Annotated in this window: 13 protein-coding genes; 8 read left to right on the top strand and 5 right to left on the bottom strand. The window is 74.4% G+C overall.

The features are described from left to right. Nucleotides 1-59 precede the first annotated feature (59 nt). Nucleotides 60-1,160: a citrate synthase 2 gene (locus tag QSK52_RS13220; protein ID WP_285736186.1), complete on the bottom strand. Its 1,101-nt coding sequence runs from the start codon at nt 1,158-1,160 to the stop codon at nt 60-62. Between the two features lie 459 nt (nt 1,161-1,619). Here QSK52_RS13220 and pdxH point away from each other — a divergent pair, with 459 nt between their 5' ends. The 6 genes from pdxH to fxsT all read left to right on the top strand — a co-directional run bounded on the left by pdxH (nt 1,620) and on the right by fxsT (nt 11,532). Beyond that, nucleotides 1,620-2,243 (top strand): pyridoxamine 5'-phosphate oxidase, encoded by a 624-nt coding sequence (gene pdxH / locus QSK52_RS13215; RefSeq protein ID WP_285736185.1) that lies wholly within the window; start codon nt 1,620-1,622, stop codon nt 2,241-2,243. A 201-nt stretch (nt 2,244-2,444) separates the two neighbouring features. Next, nucleotides 2,445-2,615 carry an FxSxx-COOH cyclophane-containing RiPP peptide gene (fxsA, locus tag QSK52_RS13210; protein ID WP_285736184.1) on the top strand — a complete coding sequence of 57 codons (171 nt, stop codon included), beginning with the start codon at nt 2,445-2,447 and terminating at the stop codon, nt 2,613-2,615. A 49-nt stretch (nt 2,616-2,664) separates the two neighbouring features. Beyond that, complete coding sequence (locus QSK52_RS13205) at nt 2,665-5,142, top strand: FxsB family cyclophane-forming radical SAM/SPASM peptide maturase (RefSeq protein ID WP_285736183.1); 2,478 nt, start codon at nt 2,665-2,667, stop codon at nt 5,140-5,142. 149 nt (nt 5,143-5,291) lie between these two features. Further along, nucleotides 5,292-6,074 (top strand): aminoglycoside N(3)-acetyltransferase, encoded by a 783-nt coding sequence (locus tag QSK52_RS13200; protein WP_285736182.1) that lies wholly within the window; start codon nt 5,292-5,294, stop codon nt 6,072-6,074. 102 nt (nt 6,075-6,176) lie between these two features. Continuing rightward, complete coding sequence (locus QSK52_RS13195; protein WP_285736181.1) at nt 6,177-7,424, top strand: TIR-like protein FxsC; 1,248 nt, start codon at nt 6,177-6,179, stop codon at nt 7,422-7,424. A gap of 106 nt (nt 7,425-7,530) precedes the next feature. Continuing rightward, a complete protein-coding gene (fxsT, locus tag QSK52_RS13190; protein WP_285736180.1) occupies nt 7,531-11,532 on the top strand; it encodes an FxSxx-COOH system tetratricopeptide repeat protein in 4,002 nt (1,333 codons plus the stop codon). Nucleotides 11,533-11,667: 135 nt separating this feature from the next. Here the strand turns inward: fxsT and QSK52_RS13185 are convergent, their stop codons facing one another. The 3 genes from QSK52_RS13185 to QSK52_RS13175 form a co-directional block, all read right to left on the bottom strand. Beyond that, a complete protein-coding gene (locus QSK52_RS13185; protein WP_285736179.1) occupies nt 11,668-12,537 on the bottom strand; it encodes an alpha/beta fold hydrolase in 870 nt (289 codons plus the stop codon). A 16-nt stretch (nt 12,538-12,553) separates the two neighbouring features. Then, nucleotides 12,554-13,483, bottom strand: coding sequence for a DUF4231 domain-containing protein (locus QSK52_RS13180; RefSeq protein WP_285736178.1), 930 nt, complete (start codon nt 13,481-13,483; stop codon nt 12,554-12,556). 144 nt (nt 13,484-13,627) lie between these two features. After that, the gene (locus tag QSK52_RS13175) at nt 13,628-14,377 is read right to left on the bottom strand and encodes an SIS domain-containing protein (RefSeq protein ID WP_285736177.1); all 750 of its coding nucleotides are present in this window, start codon (nt 14,375-14,377) and stop codon (nt 13,628-13,630) included. 199 nt (nt 14,378-14,576) lie between these two features. On the opposite strand from QSK52_RS13175, the gene QSK52_RS13170 reads away from it, so the two are divergent. After that, nucleotides 14,577-15,266: a metal-dependent transcriptional regulator gene (locus tag QSK52_RS13170; RefSeq protein WP_285736176.1), complete on the top strand. Its 690-nt coding sequence runs from the start codon at nt 14,577-14,579 to the stop codon at nt 15,264-15,266. Nucleotides 15,267-15,812: 546 nt separating this feature from the next. Here the strand turns inward: QSK52_RS13170 and QSK52_RS13165 are convergent. Beyond that, on the bottom strand, nt 15,813-16,517 hold the full coding sequence (locus tag QSK52_RS13165) for a bifunctional DNA primase/polymerase (protein WP_285736175.1): 705 nt from the start codon (nt 16,515-16,517) through the stop codon (nt 15,813-15,815). Between the two features lie 255 nt (nt 16,518-16,772). On the opposite strand from QSK52_RS13165, the gene QSK52_RS13160 reads away from it, so the two are divergent. Continuing rightward, nucleotides 16,773-18,149 (top strand): transcriptional regulator, encoded by a 1,377-nt coding sequence (locus tag QSK52_RS13160; protein WP_285736174.1) that lies wholly within the window; start codon nt 16,773-16,775, stop codon nt 18,147-18,149. Nucleotides 18,150-18,255: the final 106 nt, after the last annotated feature.

The raw sequence follows: 18,255 nt of genomic DNA, 5'->3' as shown, positions 1-18,255 counted from the left end.
GCGCCCGGTGGCGGCGGTGTCCGGGGCGGCGGCCGGACGGCTTTTCACCCGGAAGTGGGTCAGCCGGCGATCTGCTCCCAGCCCTCGATCTCCTGCGGCTTGCGGGAGCCCGGGCCGATGTAGCGGGCGGCCGGGCGGACCAGTCGGCCGGTGCGCTTCTGCTCCAGGATGTGCGCCGACCAGCCGGCCGTGCGGGCACAGGTGAACATCGAGGTGAACATGTGCGCCGGGACCTCGGCGAAGTCCAGCATGATGGCGGCCCAGAACTCGACGTTGGTGGCCAGCACGCGGTCGGGGCGGCGGTTGTGCAGCTCCTCCAGCGCGGCCTTCTCCAGCGCCTCGGCGATCTCGTAGCGCGGCGCGCCGAGCTCCTTGGCGGTGCGGCGCAGCACCCGGGCGCGCGGGTCCTCGGCGCGGTAGACGCGGTGGCCGAAGCCCATCAGGCGCTCGCCCTTGTCCAGGGCCTTCTTCACGTAGCCTGCCGCGTCGCCGGTGCGCTCGATCTCCTCGATCATGCCGAGCACCCGGGACGGCGCGCCGCCGTGCAGCGGGCCGGACATCGCGCCGACCGCGCCGGACAGCGCGGCCGCGACGTCCGCGCCGGTGGAGGCGATCACCCGGGCGGTGAAGGTGGAGGCGTTCATGCCGTGCTCGGCGGCCGAGGTCCAGTACGCGTCGACGGCCTTGACGTGCTTCGGGTCCGGCTCGCCGCGCCAGCGGATCATGAACCGCTCGACGATGGTCTCCGCCTTGTCGATCTCGCGCTGCGGGACCATCGGCAGGCCCTGGCCGCGGGCCGACTGGGCCACGTACGACAGCGCCATCACGGCGGCCCGGGCGAGGTCGTCGCGGGCCTGCTCGGCGGAGATGTCCAGCAGCGGCTTGAGGCCCCAGACCGGGGCGAGCATGGCGAGGGCGGACTGCACGTCGACCCGGATGTCGCCGGAGTGGACCGGGATCGGGAACGGCTCGGCGGCCGGCAGGCCGGGGGCGAACTTGCCGTCCACCAGCAGGCCCCACACGTGCCCGAAGGAGACCTGGCCGACCAGGTCCTCGATGTCCACCCCGCGGTAGCGCAGCGCTCCGCCCTCGCGGTCGGGCTCGGCGATCTCGCTCTCGAAGGCGACTACACCCTCAAGGCCGGGTACGAAATCCGACATCAGAACGGCTCCTTCAGTGATCCGACGCGGCGCGCGGCCGTGGTGGGGCGGCGCGCCGGTGGCCGATGGTGGTTGGCACTCGGTGTCAGAGTGGCAGGCACGGAGTGCATTGCGCCATACACCACGACGGTGATGTTTCCCCCACGGGCCGCTCGCACCCCTGTCGTCTCCGGCGTCGTCGGCGGATTTTCGGGGCGTCCCCGGCGGTGGCCGGACGGTTCCCCGGCAGGCGGGTCGTGAAGCGGTGGCGAGCCACCCTACTCCCGACCGGCCCGGAGGCGGCGGCGCCCGGCGCTTGTCGTACGGGATGATGGGGGCGTGCCTACCGCGGAACGCCACCCGAGCACCGAGCCGAGTGCCCTGTCCCTGCCCACGGAACCCACCGGGCCCACGGAGCCCGCGTCGCCCGTCGGACCCGTCGGACCCGCCGGGGAGCGGCCCGGGCCGGACCCGTCGGTGATGCGCGAGCACTACCTGCACGAGGGGCTCGCCGAGGAGGAGCTGGCCGACGACCCGTACCGGCAGTTCACCCGCTGGTTCCACGAGGCGGGCGAGGCGGGCGTGCCCGAGCCCAACGCGATGGTGCTCTCCACCGCCGACGCCGAGGGGCTGCCCTCCGCGCGCACCGTGCTGCTCAAGGGCTACGACCGGCGCGGCTTCGTGTTCTTCACGAACTACGGCTCCCGCAAGGGCACCGACCTGGCCGCCAACCCGAACGCCGCGCTGCTCTTCCCGTGGATCGTGCTGGCCCGGCAGGTCATCGTGGCCGGCCGGGTGGAGAAGGTCGGCCGGGACGAGACCGCGGCCTACTTCCGCACCCGCCCGCACGGCTCCCAGCTCGGCGCCTGGGCCAGCGAGCAGTCCAGCCCGCTGGCCGACCGCGGGGTGCTGGAGCAGCGGTACGCCGACCTGGCCGCCCGCTACCCGGAGGGCGAGGGCGTGCCCGTCCCGCCGTTCTGGGGCGGCTACCGGGTCGTCCCGCGCACCGTCGAGTTCTGGCAGGGGCGGGAGAACCGGCTGCACGACCGGCTGCGGTACGTCGCCGAGGGCGCCGGGTGGCGGGTCGAGCGGCTGTTCCCCTGACGGATCATCAACTCCGGTGGCTGTCAAGCTTTCCGGACTGCTCCGAACGAGGTAAATTTTCTCGAACGGCGCAGCGAAAACACAGGTTTGGGCGGGCTGGAAGCAGGGAACGGCGATACAGTTTCGCGGTGGTGAGTCTCGGCAATCGGATGCCGGGATCCTGCTTCGCGCGCCCGCTGCCGGGCGCAGAAACGAGTCATCATGGTCGCCGCCACCAAGCCCGCCGACAGCGTGCGCGCCGAGGAGTCCGCTCCCTCGCTGGCAGCTCTGGCCGCTCTCGGTACCGAGGAACTCGCCGCCGGACTGCACCGGGTCCTCCCGGGCGGGGAGTCGGGACAGGTGGCGGTGGCCGCGTTCAACTCCTCGATCTGAACCGGTCCCGGAGCACCGAGACCGACACGACGTTCCACCCCTGATCCCCGTGCCGCCCGCGCCGCGCCCCCTGGTCCCGTTCTCGCAGTACGTCGTCAAGATGCACGGCCGGTGTGACCTGGCCTGCGACCACTGCTACGTCTACGAGCACGCCGACACCAGCTGGCGCGGCAAGGCCAAGGTGATCGACGAGGCGGTGCTGGCCCGCACCGCCGAACGGATCGCCGAGCACGTCCGCGCCCACCGGCTGCCCGCCGTCCACGTGGTGCTGCACGGGGGCGAGCCGCTGCTGGCGGGCCCCGCCCGGCTCGGCCGGGCGGCCGAGCTGCTGCGCGCCGCGCTCCCCGCCGACTGCGCCCTCGACCTGCGCATCCACACCAACGGGGTGCGGCTGCGCACCCGCCACCTCGACCTGTTCGCCGCGCACGGCATCAAGGTCGGCATCTCGCTGGACGGCGACCGGGCGGCCAACGACCGGCACCGCCGCTTCGCCGACGGCCGCAGCAGCCACGCCGAGGTGCTCGCCGCCGTCGCCCTGCTGCGCCGCCCCGAGTACCGGCACCTGTACGCGGGCCTGCTGTGCACCGTCGACGTGGAGAACGACCCCGTCGCGGTGCTCGACGCGCTGGTCGCCCTGGAACCGCCCCGGGTGGACTTCCTGCTGCCGCACGCGACCTGGGACGAGCCCCCCAAGCGTCCCGCCGGGCTCGGCGGGACGCCGTACGCGGACTGGCTGCTGGCCGTGCACCGGCGCTGGGAGGAGCTCGGCCGCCCCGTCCCGGTGCGCACCTTCGACTCGATCCACCGCACCCTGCGCGGGCGCTCCAGCCTGACCGAGTCGCTCGGGCTGGACCCGGCCGACCTGGTCGTGGTGGAGACCGACGGGTCCTTCGAGCAGGCCGACAGCCTGAAGACCGCGTACGACGGCGCGCCCGAGACCGGGTTCACCGTGTTCGAGCACAGCCTCGACCAGGTCGCCGCGCACCCCGGCATGGTGGAGCGGCAGTCCGGGCTGGCCGGGCTGGCCGAGCAGTGCCGGGCCTGCCCGGTGGTGCGCTCCTGCGGCGGGGGCCTCTACGCGCACCGCTACCGGGGCGACGACGGCTCCGGCTTCCGCAACCCCTCCGTCTTCTGCGGGGACCTCTTGAAACTGATCACCACCATCCGGGACCGGACGGTGCCCGCCGCCACCGTCCCGGCGCAGGACGCGCCCGGCGGCGGGCTGACCGAGCGCCAGCTCGACGAGCTGGCGGCGGGCTACGGCGGGGCCGACACCGTCCGGGCCCTGGCCGGGGCCCAACTCGGGCTGACCCGGCGGCTGGTGGCCGCGGTCGGGGCGGCCTCCCCGGCCTGGGACCTGGTCACCTCGCTGGACGCGGCCGACGGCGCCGCGCTGTCCGCGGTGCTGACCCACCCGTACGTCCGGGCCTGGGCGGTGCGCTGCCTGAGCGGCGAGGGCGGGACGGAGTCCGGCGGGGCGGGTCCGGACGGGACGGGGCCCGGCGGGGCGGGTCCGGGCGGGACGGGGCCCGGCCGGGCGGACCTCGGCGGGGTGGCCGAGCTGGCGGCGGCGGCCGCGCTGCGGGCCCGCCGGTCCTTCGAACTCCCGCTGCCCGTGCGGGCCGGGGCCGTGCACCTGCCCACGCTGGGGCGGGTGCTGGTCGGCGGCGCGGGCGAGGCCGTGCTGACCGGCGACCCGGAGGGCTTCGCGGTCGGCGGCGTCCGGGTCGGCTGGGACGCGCCCGGCGACGAGCGCTGGCAGCCGGTGCGGCGGGTCGCCCTCGCCGACGGCTGGACGCCCGCGCTGGAGGACACCGACCCGCAGCGCGACAGCCACCAGTGGCCGGTCTCCGCCCGCCTGGACGAGGCCGAACTGCACGCCTGGACGGGCATGTTGCAGGAGGCCTGGGAACTGATCGGCCGCGACCTGCCCGGCTACGCGCCCGGCATCCGGACCGGCCTGTCCACCGTCACCCCGCTGCGGCCGGGGCCCGCCGGGCGGGACGTCTCGGCCGCGGCCCGGCAGGCGTTCGGCGCGGTCGGCATCGCCCGCCCGGCCGCCGCACCGACCCTCGCGCTGCTGCTCGCCCACGAGTTCCAGCACGTCAAGCTGGGGGCGGTGCTCGACCTGCACGACCTGTACGACCGGACCGAGCGGCGGCTGTTCCACGCGCCCTGGCGGCCCGACCCGCGCCCGCTGGAGGGGCTGTTCCAGGGCACGTACGCGCACCTCGCGGTCACCGAATACTGGGCCGCCCGGGTGCGGGTGCTCGCCGACGGGCCGGAGCGCGAGAACGCCCGCTTCCAGCTGGCGAGTTGGCGCTCGCACACGCTCGGGGCGATCGAGGAGCTGGACGGCTCCGGGGCGCTCACCCCGCTCGGCGAGCGGTTCGCCGCGGGCATGCGCGCGGCCGTCGAACCCTGGCTGGCGGTGCCGGTCGGCGCGGCCGCCGAGGCGGCGGCCCGGGAGGCGGCCGCGGAGAACCTGGCCCGCTGGCGGGCCCGGGTGGCCGCCGCGTCCGGCTGACGGGACGCCCGGCCCGGCGGGTGTGGCAGGGCCGGGAACGCGGGCAGGGGTGAAGGACGACCGGCCGCCGACGGGGCGGTGCGGCTGCGGCGCGTCGACTGCGGGGCCGGTGCGCCGGCCCGCGGCTGTGGGAGGCCCTGTTGTACTCCGTGACGGAGCTCATCGCGGATCTGGACCGGCTCGGCGTCCGGCCGGGGGAGACCCTGCTGGTGCAGGCCGCCCTGCGGTCGGTCGGGCCGGTGGTGGACGGCGCACAGGGGGTGGTGCGGGCGCTCAGGGGGGCGCTCGGGGCGGACGGCACCCTGGTGGTCTACACCGCTACGCCCGAGAACTCCCGCACCTCCTCGTCCTACCGGGCCGCCGTCGCCGGGATGACCCCCGCCCAACTGCGCCGATACCACGCCCGGATGCCCGCCTGGGACGCCGCCGAGACCCCGGCCTCGCCCACCATGGGCCGGCTCGCCGAGGAGGTCCGGCTGCTGCCCGGCGCCCGTCGCAGCGGTCACCCGCAGACCTCCTTCACCGCCATCGGCCCGCGCGCCGAGGAGATCACCGCCAGCCACCCCTGGCCCAGCCACCTCGGCGAGGGCTCGCCCGCCCACCGACTCTACGAGGCGGGCGCCCGCTGTCTGATGATCGGCGTCCCGGTGTGGTGCTGCACGCCGCTCCACCTGCTCGAGTACTGGCAGCCGGACCGCGAGGAGCAGCGCTACCGGTGCGTGGTGCGCACCCCCGACGGCCGCCGCAGCTGGCGCTCCTTCACCGGCACGCGGCTGCACGACGAGCACTTCCCGGCGATGGGCGAGGTGCTCGCCGAGGGCCTCGCGGACGAGATCCGCTCCGGCCCGGTCGGTGACGCCCGCTGCCACCTGATGCCGATCCGCGAAGCGGTCGACCTCGCGGACAAGTGGTACCGGAACAGGCAGATTTGACGCGGGATCAGATCAAGGCCCTATTCCATTCGGACCGCCGACCTTCCTACACTTGAGTCCCTTTGGGGGGAACAGTGACAGGCGGGCTCGGGGGAGGCGCGTGTGAGCAGCGGTGCGGGCCAGGGGAAGGACGCGCCCCGGCCGTACTTCTTCCTCAGCTACGCGCACACGCCGCGGATCAACTCGCGGGGCGCGGCCGACCCCAACCTGTGGGTGGCGAAGCTGTACCAGGACCTGAGCGAGGCGATCCTGCAGATCACCGACGCGCCGTCCGGGCACCCCGTCGGCTTCATGGACCGCTCCATGCACCAGGGGCAGAAGTGGGCCGAGCGGCTCTCCCGCGAGCTGGCCACCTGCCGGGTGTTCGTGCCGCTGTACTCGCCGCGCTACTTCAAGTCCGAGGCGTGCGGCCGGGAGTGGCACCTGTTCACCCGCCGCTCGGTCTACCAGCGCCGCCCCACCGCGGAGCGGATGACCGGCATCGTCCCGGCGCTGTGGGTCTCGATGGAGCACTACCAGCTGCCCCGGGTGGCCGGTGAGCTCCAGTTCAACCACGACAGCTTCGGCGCCGAGTACGCCGCCGAGGGCCTGTACGCGCTGATGAAGATCGCGGCGTTCAGCTCGCAGTACCACACCGCGGTGTGGCGGCTGGCCCGGCGGATCGTCGACGTCGCCGAGCAGACCGTCATCCCGATCGGCCAGGTGCTGGACTTCGAGTCCCAGCCGTCCGCCTTCGACCCGCCCGACAACGCCGACCAGGTCCGGATCTCGGTCTTCTCCTACCAGCAGCGCGAACTGCCGCCCCAGCGCAGCGCGGTCTGGTACGGCGAGCAGCGCACCGACTGGCAGCCGTACCGGCCGGACTCCTCCCGGCCGCTGGCCCAGGACGCCGCCGACATCGCCCGCGGCATGGGCTTCCAGCCCACCGTGAGCGAGTTCGAGGACGGGGCGGACCAGCTGCTGACCGGGGAGCGGCCGTCCCGGCCCTGCGTGCTGCTGGTCGACCGGTGGGCGTTCCTGGACGGGCGGCGGGCCGAGGCGGTGCGCCGGCTGGACCGGCGCAACCTCGGCTCGGTGGCCGTCATCGAGCCCTGGAACCGCGAGGACCAGCAGAGCCGCGAGCACGAGCGGATGCTCAACGAGCTCGGCGACGGCGTGCTGGCCGTCAGCCGCGGCTCCCGGCAGCGGCCCAGCCTGCGCGAGGAGGGCAGCGCGGGCTCCCCCGGCAGCATCGAGGAGTTCCGCGGCGAGATGGAGCGCGCCGTGATGCGCGCCTGCACCGCCCACGAGCAGCAGCACGGCGGCCCGCACGACGGGCCGGTCGACCGCAGACCCAGCATCGGGCCCTGACCGGGCCCGGAACGGCACCTGCAAGGCACCGGGCGGTCGGGACTCCGGCCGGTGAGCACGGCGTGCGCACCACGACGGGCACCAAGGGCCCGGGGGAGGGAACGTCATGACCGAGAGGCAGGCGAAGGGCCCGCAGATCCAGGCGCGCCGCCGCGACGCCACGATCGAGAACCGGCACGGCCGGATCGTCACCTTCTACTCCTACAAGGGCGGCACCGGCCGCACCATGGCGCTGGCCAACACCGCCTGGATCCTGGCCGCCAACGGCTACCGGGTGCTGGTCGTCGACTGGGACCTGGAGGCCCCCGGCCTGGCCCAGTTCTTCCGGCCCTTCCTCAACCCCGAGGTGGTCGCCGCCACCACCGGGATCATGGACCTGTTCGGCGACTACCTCGAAGAGGCCCGCCGCCCGATCGACCGCGACCCCGAGTGGATCGAGGACTTCGCCCGCATCCACCCGCACGCCCTCTCGCTGGCCTGGCCGCACTTCCCCGGCGGCGGCCGGATCGACCTCGTCCCCGCCGGGCAGCAGAACCGCGACTACTCGGTGGCCCGGCTGGACTGGGACCTGCTGTACGAGCGCTACGAGGGCCGCCGGTTCATCCAGTCGCTGCGCGCCGACATGAAGCGCCGCTACGACTACGTGCTGATCGACAGCCGCACCGGCCTCACCGACACCGCCGACATCTGCACCGTCGAGATGCCCGACGACCTGGTGGTCTGCTTCACCCTCAGCGACCAGTCCATCGACGGCGCCTCCCGGATCGCCCGGGTGATCGAGGACCGCTACGGCGACCGCGACATCCGCATCCTGCCCGTCCCGATGCGCATCGACGAGGGCGAGAAGGAGAAGGCCGACGCCGGCCGGGCGCTGGCCCGGATCAAGTTCGCCGGCCTGCCCGCCGGCTTCGGCGAGGTCGAACTGGCCCGCTACTGGGCCGGGGTGGAGATCCCCTACCGGCCGTTCTACGCGTACGAGGAGATCCTCGCCCCGTTCGGCGACCAGCCCGGGCTGCCCGGATCGATGCTCGCCGCCAACGAGCGGCTCACCCGGGAGATCACGCAGGGCCGGGTCAGCGGGCTGCCGCCGATGTCCGAGGACCTGCGGCTGCGCTTCCTCGACGGCTTCGCCCGCCGCCGCCCCACCGCCCCCGCCGACCTGTACCTCAGCTACGTCCCCGAGGACCGGGCCTGGGCGGACTGGATCTCCGCGCTGCTGGTCGACGCGGGCTACCGGGTCGTCCCGCGCGACGTCGGCGCCGGGGCCAACCCGCGCGAGGCCACCGGGCGCGGCATCGACTCCGCGTACCGCACCGTCGCCCTGCTGTCCGCCGCCTACCTGCAGTCCCCGCAGGCCCAGGCGCTGTGGGACCGCACCGTGCTCGCCGACCCGGCCGGGGCCCGCCGCCAGCTGATCCCGGTCCGGGTCTCCGACGTCCGCCTGAACGCGCCGTACAACAACCGCAACCCGGTCGACCTGATCGGCCGCGACGAGGTCGCCGCCGCCACCGCGCTGCTGCGGGCGCTCGGCCGCACCGAGGCCGAACTGCCCGAGCGCAGCCCCGGCGCGCCGCGCTTCCCCGGCACCAAGCCCACCCACTGGGAGGTGCCGCAGCGCAACCACTCCTTCACCGGCCGGGTCAAGGTCCTCGACGACCTGCGGGCCCAACTGGCGGGCGGCACCACGGCCGTGCTGCCGCCGCCGCAGACCCTGTACGGCCTCGGCGGCGTCGGCAAGACCCAGGTCGCGCTGGAGTACGCGCACCGCTACATGTCGCACTACGACCTGGTGTGGTGGATCGACGCCGAGCAGAGCGAGAACGTCGTGGTCGACCTCGCCGACCTCGCCGGACGCCTCGGGCTCCGGGTCGGCGACAACGTCAGCGAGGCCGCGCAGGCCGCCCGGGACGCGCTCCGGCAGGGCATCCCGACCCCCAACTGGCTGCTGATCTTCGACAACGCCGACGAGCCCGGCGAGATCCGCCGCTTCTTCCCCGACGGCCCCGGCCACATCCTGGTCACCTCCCGCAACCAGGGCTGGTCCGGGCAGGCCGGCGTGCTCAACGTCGACGTGTTCGACCGCACCGAGTCCGTCGACCACCTCACCCGCCGGGTCCGCGGCCTCTCCCGCGTCGACGCCGACCGGGTCGCCGACGCCGTCGGCGACCTGCCGCTCGCCGTCGAGGTCGCCGCCGCCTGGCTGGAGACCACCCGCACCCCCGTCGACACCTACGTCAACCAGCTCAAGGCCGAGGCCACCAAGGTCCTGGCGGCGGGCGAGACCCCCGTCGACTACCCCACCCCCGTCGGCCTCACCTGGAACGTCTCCATCACCCGGCTGCGCGAGCAGTCACCCGCCGCCGTCCGGCTGCTGGAACTGTGCGCGTTCTTCGCGCCCGAGCCGATCTCGCTGCGGCAGTTCTTCTTCTCCGAGCAGATGCGGCTCGCCCTCGTCCCCTACGACCCGGAACTCACCGACACCTTCCTGCTCGGCAAGGTGCTGCGCGCCGTCAGCCGCTACGCGCTGGCCAAGACCGACGCCGCCTCCGACTCCTTCCAGGTCCACCGGCTGGTGCAGGCCGTCGTCCGCAGCGGCATGAGCGAGACCGAGCGCGCCGCCGCCATGCACCAGGTGCACCGCATCCTGGTCAACGCCCGGCCGCCCCGCGGCGACACCGACGACCCCGCCAACTGGCCCACCCTGGAGAAGATCTGGCCGCACCTCGGCCCCTCCCGGGCCCAGGACTGCGACGAGCGCGAGGTGCGCGAACTGCTCATCGACCGCGTCCGGTACCTGTGGAAGCGGGTCGACCTCGACCAGGCCCTGCAACTCGGCCGCCAGCTCGACGCCGCCTGGGAGGTCCGCGCCGAGAGCGAGACCGACCCCGAGGAACAGCGCCTGTGGCGCCGCCAGATCTACAGCCTGCGCTTCCAGGTCGCCAACGTGCTGCGCTCCCAGGGCTCCTACAACGACTCGCTGGCCCTCAACCAGGCCACCCTCGCCGGGCAGCGCGAACTCCTCGGCGAGCACCACCCGTACGCCCTGATGACCGCCAACTCGATGGCCGCCGACCTGCGCTACCTCAACCGCTTCCAGGAGGCGCTCGCCCTCGACCAGGACACCTACGACCAGTTCGTCGAACTCTTCGGCGAGGACGACCCGCGCACCCTCGCCGTCGCCAACAACCTCGCCATCGACCACCGCCTGGTCGGCAACACCGTCGCCGCCCGCGACCTCGACCAGGACACCGTCGAACGCCGCTCCGCCGTCCTCGGGCCGCTCCACCCCTACACGCTCAGCACCAAGTCCAACCTGGCCCGCGACCTGCGCGAGATCGGCGACTACAAGGGCTCCGTGGAACTGCTCCGCGAGGTCACCGACGCCTTCGACAACGTCGACGCCTCCGGCCTGCCCGAGGAACTGCGCAACGCCAAGTCCCTTGCCGTCTCGCTCCGCCGGGCCGGGCAGTACGCCGAGGCCCGCGAACTCACCGAACGCACCTACGAGCGCTACGTCGCCCTCTACGGGCCCGACTTCGTCGACGCGCTCGCCTGCCGACTCAACCTCGCCGCGGACTTCAGCGCCGCCGGGGACAAGGAGACCGCCCGCGACATCGCCGCCGACGCCTACGAGGGCCACCGCCGCCTCTTCGGCGACGACCACCCCTTCACCTTCGCCTGCGAGAACAACCTCTCCATCTACCTGCGCGGCTCCGGCGACCTGGCCGGCGCCGTCCGGCACGGCCGGGACGCGCTGGCGGGCCTGGCCCGCGTCCTCGGCGACGACCACCCCTTCGTCCTCAACGCCGGGACCAACCTCGCCAACGCGCTCGCCGAGTCCGGCGAACTCGCCGAGGCGGAGGAACTCGCCCGCGCGACCTACGACAGCCTCGCCGCCCGCTACGGCGCCAACCACCCCGACGCGCTGGTCAGCCAGGCCAACCTGGCCGTCACCATCCGGGCCGCGGGCCGCCGCGGCGAGGCGGAGGCCCTGCGGATGCAGGCGGTCGCCGCGCTCGTCGAACTCTTCGGCGAGGACCACCCGTCGGTCGTCGCCGCCCGCGGCTGGCAGCGCAGCAACCGCGACCTGGAGCCGCAGCCGCTGTAGCGCGGCCGGCCCCGGGCGCACCGCGGGGTCGCGAGGCGAGCGGTGGGGGCCGCTGGCTCGCGACCTCGCGGGGGGGCCGGGTTGCTCGCGCAGTTCCCCGCGCCCCTGTCCGTGCGCCTGCTCGCGCGTGGGGCGCTACGCGTGGGCGGCCCAGCGGATGGCGTCCGTCATCTCCTTGAGGGAGCCGAAGTGCGCGGCGCCCGGTTCGAGGTAGAGCTGGGCGCCGGGGATGTGGTCGGCGAGCCAGGCGGAGTGGCCGACGGGGGAGAACTTGTCGTCGGCGCCGTGCCAGAGGCGGACCGGGACGCGGATGTCGTCGACGGCGAAGCCCCAGTCGGTGATGAAGGCCAGGACGTCGTCGATCCAGCCGTCCGCGCCGTAGCGGAAGGCCTGGCGGTAGGTGGAGTGGAGCATCCGGCGGATGCCGATGTCGGCGACGACGGTGCGGTCCGGCGGGCTGAGCTCGGGGACGAGGTTGCGGATCAGCTGGGCCGGGTCGCGGCGGATCACCCGGGAGCGGGCCTGGAACTGGGCGGCGATCCGGGGCTGGCCCAGTTCGGCCTGGCGGTAGGCGCGCTCGTTGGAGGGGGTCATGCCGGCGAACCAGTCGAGGCCCTCCGCGTGGCGGGGGGCGAGCGAGACCTGGGTGGCGGCCCGGCGGACCCGGTCGGGGAGCAGCGCGGCGCAGGCGAGCGCGTGCGGCCCGCCGCCGGAGCGGCCGACCACGGCGAAGCGGTCGAGGCCGAGGGCGTCGGCGATCACGGTGACGTCGTGCGCGGCGGCGGCGACGTCCCGGCCGGGCAGCCGGGTGGACTCGCCGTAGCCGGGACGGTCGAAGGAGATCAGGCGGACCCGCATCCGGGCCAGGACGGCGCTGCGCGGGGCCGGGCCGACCCGGCTGCCGGGGGTGCCGTGGAGCAGGAAGACCGGACTGCCGGACGGGTCGCCCGAGGTGTCGACGGCGAGGACGCCGCCGTCCGGGGTCTCGATCCTCCGTGTCGCCACGCGGCGGCCCTCCTGCTCAGCTGGGGATGTCGAGGCTGCGCACCTCGCGGCGCGCCTGCCAGGTGGTGTGCTCCCGGGAGATGGCGTCCTCCGCGTCCCGGGCGAACCGGGCCCAGATCTCCTCGGCCTCCGCGGAGTCCAGGTCGAGGGAGGCCAACTGGGCCTCCACCTTGGCGAGTTCGGCTGCGGCCAGGGTGTAGGCGGCGGCCTGCGGCCGGTACTGGCGCAGCTGGGCCCAGGCGGAGACCGAGGCGGCGACGGCGGAGACCGCGCCGAGCGCGTCGAAGCCGAACTGGCCGAGGGCGCGCAGCACGGCCAGCAGCAGGCCCGCGGCGGGCAGCACGACGGCGAGCCGGCCGACCCGGCGGGTGGCGTTGCGGCACTGGACGGCCTTGGCCTGGTACCACTGGCGCTGGCTCTGCACCCGTTCGCGCAGGTAGACCTCGCGGCGGACGGGGAGCGGCTGCTCGCGCAGCTTCTCCATGGTGTCGGTGATCTGCGGGTGGCGGGCCGGGGCGCGCCAGGTGCCGAGCTCCTCGATGACGCCGGGGGCGACCAGGCCGGTGTCGAACTCGCCGAGGATGCCGGAGAGCTGGATGTCGTAGAGGCGCTCGGCGTCCGGCAGCTTGCGCGGCGGCGGCTGGTAGGAGTCGGCGCGCACCGCGTACTTCCACACCAGGGTCTTCACCGATTCGGCGACCGCCCGGCCGTCGTACCAGAGCCGCTGCGGGTTCTGCCGGGCGACGGTGACGGCGATGAACAGCGCGCCGAGGTACGCCACGGCGGCGGCCCAGGCCCAGGGCCGGCCGTCCGCGGAGCCCGCGAAGGCGGCCCCCACCAGCAGGAGCAGCTCCCAGCGGGAGAGCGCCACCGCCCTGGCCTGGCCCTGCAGGGACGCGCCGTCGGCGGCCCAGAAGACGCGCGGGAGGAGGTCCTGCTCCCGCACGAAGCCGATCGAACGCCCCGCCCCAGCCGCCATCCCCGCCCCCGCAGCGCCGTCTCACCGGTCTCGGGAGTCCTTCCCAGTGCCGGGCGAACTTACGCGAGCGGCACCGGAGTTGGCCGAATGGGGCGGGTCGCCGCGGCGGCGCTACCAGGCGTAGAAGATCCGGTCCGCGTTGTCGGCGATCACCTTGTTGTTCCACTCGGTGCCGCCGTCCACGTTGCCGGAGCGGAACAGCGGCGGGGTGATGCCGCGGTCGGCCAGCTTGCCGATCGCCGAGGCCACCACCGACTGCATCAGGGCGCTGGTGGTGATGGTCGACACCGAGCCGAACGGGGCGCCCGCGCCGGGGTGGTCGAGCTCGCCGTCGCCGATCCCGATCTTGCTGTCCAGGACGACGTCGCAGTTGTCCTTGAGGTAGGTGCCGGACGGGTGGTTGGAGCCGACCTCGCCGGGATAGGCCAGCGAGGTCACGCCGATCACCTTCAGGCCGCGGGCGCGGGCGTGCTGCGCCAGCTCGACCGGCATCACCTGGCGGCCGGAGAGCGAGATCACGAACAGCAGGTCGCCGCTGCGGGCCGGGGTGAGGTCCAGGGTGGTGGTGGCCAGCCCGGAGACCCGCTCCAGCGCGCTGCCCAGGTGCGCGGGCATCACGTTCACGCCGGTCATCCCGGGCACGTTCAGCAGGTTGACCACGACCAGGCCGCCGGCCCGGTAGACCACGTCCTGGGCGGCCAGCGAGGAGTGCCCGGCGCCGTAGGTGAAGATCCGCCGACCGTGCTCGACGGCCTCCGCCAGCAGCTCCGCGGCGGCCTCGACGTTCTCCCCCTCCTCGGCGCGGATCCGCTCCAGGTGGGCCACGGCGGCGTCCAGGTACCGGCCGACCAGCTCGCTCATCTCTGCTCCGTACGGGCTCGGTGCGCGGCCGGGTGGTCCAGACCGCTATGGAGAAAGCTACGGCGTGCACGGTGGCCCGCGCCGGACCCGGCTGTCAACCACGACGAAAGGCGCCGGGCATAGCGGGTGCGCGGATCCGGTTGTCACCGCGGTACGTCAGAATTGGCGGTGAGGACACCGAAGAACGGAGCCAGGGGCGATGTCAGGGCTGATCGACACCACTGAGATGTACCTCCGCACCATCCTGGAGCTGGAGGAGGAGGGCATCACCCCGATGCGCGCCCGGATCGCCGAGCGGCTGGAGCAGTCCGGCCCGACGGTGAGCCAGACGGTGGGCCGGATGGAGCGCGACGGCCTGCTCCAGGTCGCCGAGGACCGCCACCTCGAACTGACCGGCGAGGGCCGCAAGTTGGCCGTCCGGGTGATGCGCAAGCACCGGATCGCCGAGTGCCTGCTGGTGGACGTGATCGGCCTGGAGTGGGAGCAGGTCCACGAGGAGGCCTGTCGCTGGGAGCACGTGATGAGCGAGACGGTCGAGCGCAAGGTGCTCGCGATGCTCGGCCACCCCACCCAGTCGCCGTACGGCAACCCGATCCCGGGCCTGGACGAGCTGGGCGACACCAAGGCGGAGGGCGAGGGCTACGACGCCGGGCTGGTGACGCTGGAGGCCGTCGCGGCCCGGGACGGGGCGGACGTGGTGGTCCGCCGGATCGGCGAGCCGATCCAGACCGACGGCGAGCTGATGCGCACCCTGCGCCGGGCGGGCGTCCGCCCCGGGGCGACGGTGCGGGTCTCCCCGGCGGCCGGCGGCGTGCTGGTCGGCACCGGCGAGAGCGCGGCCGAGCTGGGCAAGGACATCGCCGCGCACGTGTTCGTCGCCCACCCGTAGGCGGCGCGGCGGGCGAGCGGCCGACGGGCGCGCGACGGACGGACGCACGGCGCGGGGCCCGGTGTCCCCGCACCGGGCCCCGCGCCGTCCCCCGTTCCCCCCGTCTCCCCTCCCGTCCCCCGCCCGGTCGCGGTCGTGCGCGGCTCCCCGGCCGCGCCCGGCCGCTCCCTCCCCGTTCCCCCTCGCCCCTCCTGCTCCCTCCCGCTGCCGCATTCGGCTTCCCCGTCCGAACGCCCTCCCGGCAGCCCCCCGCGCTCTCGGCCCGTTCGCTCCCTCCGCTCGGTCGGCCCGTGCTGACGCTGAGGATGATCCCCTCGGCAACCGCGGCCAATCCTTGAGCGATGTCACCCGATCGGTGGGCTTCCCCCGTTGACCTGCGGGTATGACGACCGGTTCCGGAAGATCACGCTCCGGACGGCCCGGCACCGGCCCCGGGCACACGAACGGCGGGTCCGGCCCCCGGATCGGGGGCCGGACCCGCCACGGCCGCGCGGGGTGCCGCGCGGACACGCCCCCACCGGATCGGCCGGGGGCACGCTCGGGAGGTCAGCGCACGGCGGCCGCCGGGCGCTGCACGGGGCGCGGGGCCGAAGCCTCGCGCCCGCAGGCGTACGCCAGCGGGCTGACCAGTTCCATCGCGTCCGGCAGCCAGCGGTTCAGCGCGGACGGCGGCCGGGCCCACTGGGCGGAGGCGTAGCCGCCGACCCGGGACGGCGGGGCCACCACCCAGTCGCCCTCGCCGCGGGCCACCAGGTCGAGCCGCTCCGGCGACCAGCCGATCTGCCGGAGCAGGTCCGGCAGCTTGTCGACCACGCCGGGCAGCACCAGGAAGTGCAGCCGCCGCCCGGTGCGCCCCGGTGCGGCGGGCACCGCGACCACCGGGCCCAGCTGCAGCCCCATCCGCTCCATCCGGGCCAGCGCCAGGCAGCCCGCGACCTCCGGCACGTCCAGCACGTCGAAGGCCCGCCCGGTGGGCAGCAGGATCGAGGCCTCCGGGTTCTCGGTCCACCACTTGCGGACCACCCCGGGCCCGGCGCTCGCCCGGCGCCGCCAGTCCGCGCCGAGGGGGTGCGCGCCGGGGAGCGCGCACCCCTCCTCGCCGCAGGAGCAGCGGGCCGGGCCGTCGCCGTCGAGCAGCCAGGCGCCCGGCGCGACCTCCCAGTGCCGGTCCTCGGCGTAGCGGACGGCTTCGATCAGCAGCGGCGGCAGGTTCTGTTCGGGGGCTCCGGGGGTGTTGTCCACGTGCTGCACAACTACCGTCCGTGAGTGCGGGTTACGGCCCCGGGCCGAACGGTTCGAACGGGGCGCGCGATGTCACCCGGGACGGTGATCCTGGTCGGAACCGGTCGGCCGAGCAGGGGCGGTAACGGGCGCAGTGGGGGCGCACGGAGGCATTCACCCGGGCGCGTGGGGAGTGGGTACGTCACCGTGGGTATTCCGCATGGTGTTGCACAGTCGTCGCCCTCCGGTCGGGTCCGGACGGCGTTGGGGAGGCGGAAAAATCCCATGGCCGCGAGACCACTCGTCGCACGAGAGCCGAACGAGCGTCTGCAGCAGCTGATCCAGGAGGCGGGCTGCTCCAATGCGGGCCTCGCCCGCCGGGTCAACCTCTGCGGAGCAGAACACGGACTGGACCTTCGCTACGACAAGACCTCGGTCGCCCGCTGGCTGCGCGGGCAACAACCCCGCGGGCAGGCGCCCGCGGTGATCGCCGAGGCGCTCGGCCGCAAGCTCGGCCGCGGCGTGACCGTGGACGAGATCGGCATGGCCGACGGCAAGAGCCTCAGCTCCGCCGTCGGCCTCCAGTTCGCGCCCAGCCTGGGCGCCGCGCTGGAGCAGATCTGCGAGCTGTGGCGCAGCGACGTCGGCAAGCGGGACTTCCTGGCCGGCACCACCGTCGCCGCCTCCGCGCTGGTCGAGCCCAGCCGGGACTGGCTGATCACCCCGCCCGACCCGGTGGTCGCCCGCACCGGCGGCACCCGGGTCGGCCTGGCCGACGTCGCGGCGATCCGGGCCACCACCCAGATGCTGGTCGACCTCGACCACCGCTTCGGCAGCGGCCACGTCCGCCCCGTCGTGGTGCACTACCTCAACAGCGTGGTCTCCGGCTTCCTCGGCGGCTCCTACCGCGACGAGACGGGACGTCAACTCTTCGGCGCCGTCGCCCGGCTGACCGAACTGGCCGGGTACATGGCGGTCGACACCGGCCAACCCGGCCTCGCCCAGCGGTACTACATCCAGGCGCTGCGCCTGGCCCAGGCCGCCGACGACCGCGGCTACGGCGGCTACGTGCTCGCCGCCTCGATGAGCCACCTCGCCGCGACCCTCGGCAACCCCCGGGAGATCGCCCAACTCGCCCGCGCCGCCCAGGAGGGCGCCCGCACCGTCGCCACGCCCACCGCGATGGCGATGTTCTACGCCGCCGAGGCCCGCGGCCACGCCCTGCTCGGCGACGCGTACGCCTGCGAGAGCGTCGCCGCCAAGGCGCTGGCCGCGATGGAGCAGCGCAACCCGGCCGACGACCCCGACTGGATCGTCCACTTCGACGAGGCGTACCTCGCCGACGAGTTGGCGCACTGCCACCGGGACCTGCAGCAGGGCGAGCGGGCCGAGCACTACGCCCGCACCGCGCTGGAACTCCACCCCGCGCACCGCGTCCGCCGCCGCGCCGTCGACCTGGTCCTGCTGGCCACCGCCCAGCTCCAGCAGCGCGACCTGGAACGCGCCTGCGAGACCGGCACCGAGGCCGTCCGGCTGCTCAGCGGGCTGCGCTCCAACCGCGGCGTCGAGTACCTCGACGACTTCCGCAACCGGCTGGAGCCGTACCGCGGGCACCGCGCCGTGCGCGAGTTCCACGCCCGGATGGACGGGGAGGCCGCGTAGCGCCCCCGGTCGACGGCGGAACGTGAATCAATAGCACGGATCAGCGGCCCGCGTAGTCACCTGTGCCGGTGAACGGGTACCGTGGCCTCGCAGTTGTGGTCCGCCG

It is taken from the genome of Kitasatospora phosalacinea, assembly GCF_030268885.1.
GTDB classification, from domain to species: domain Bacteria; phylum Actinomycetota; class Actinomycetes; order Streptomycetales; family Streptomycetaceae; genus Kitasatospora; species Kitasatospora phosalacinea_C.
Note: the sequence above shows the minus strand (reverse complement) of the source record. Positions and strands in the feature narration are given on the sequence as shown.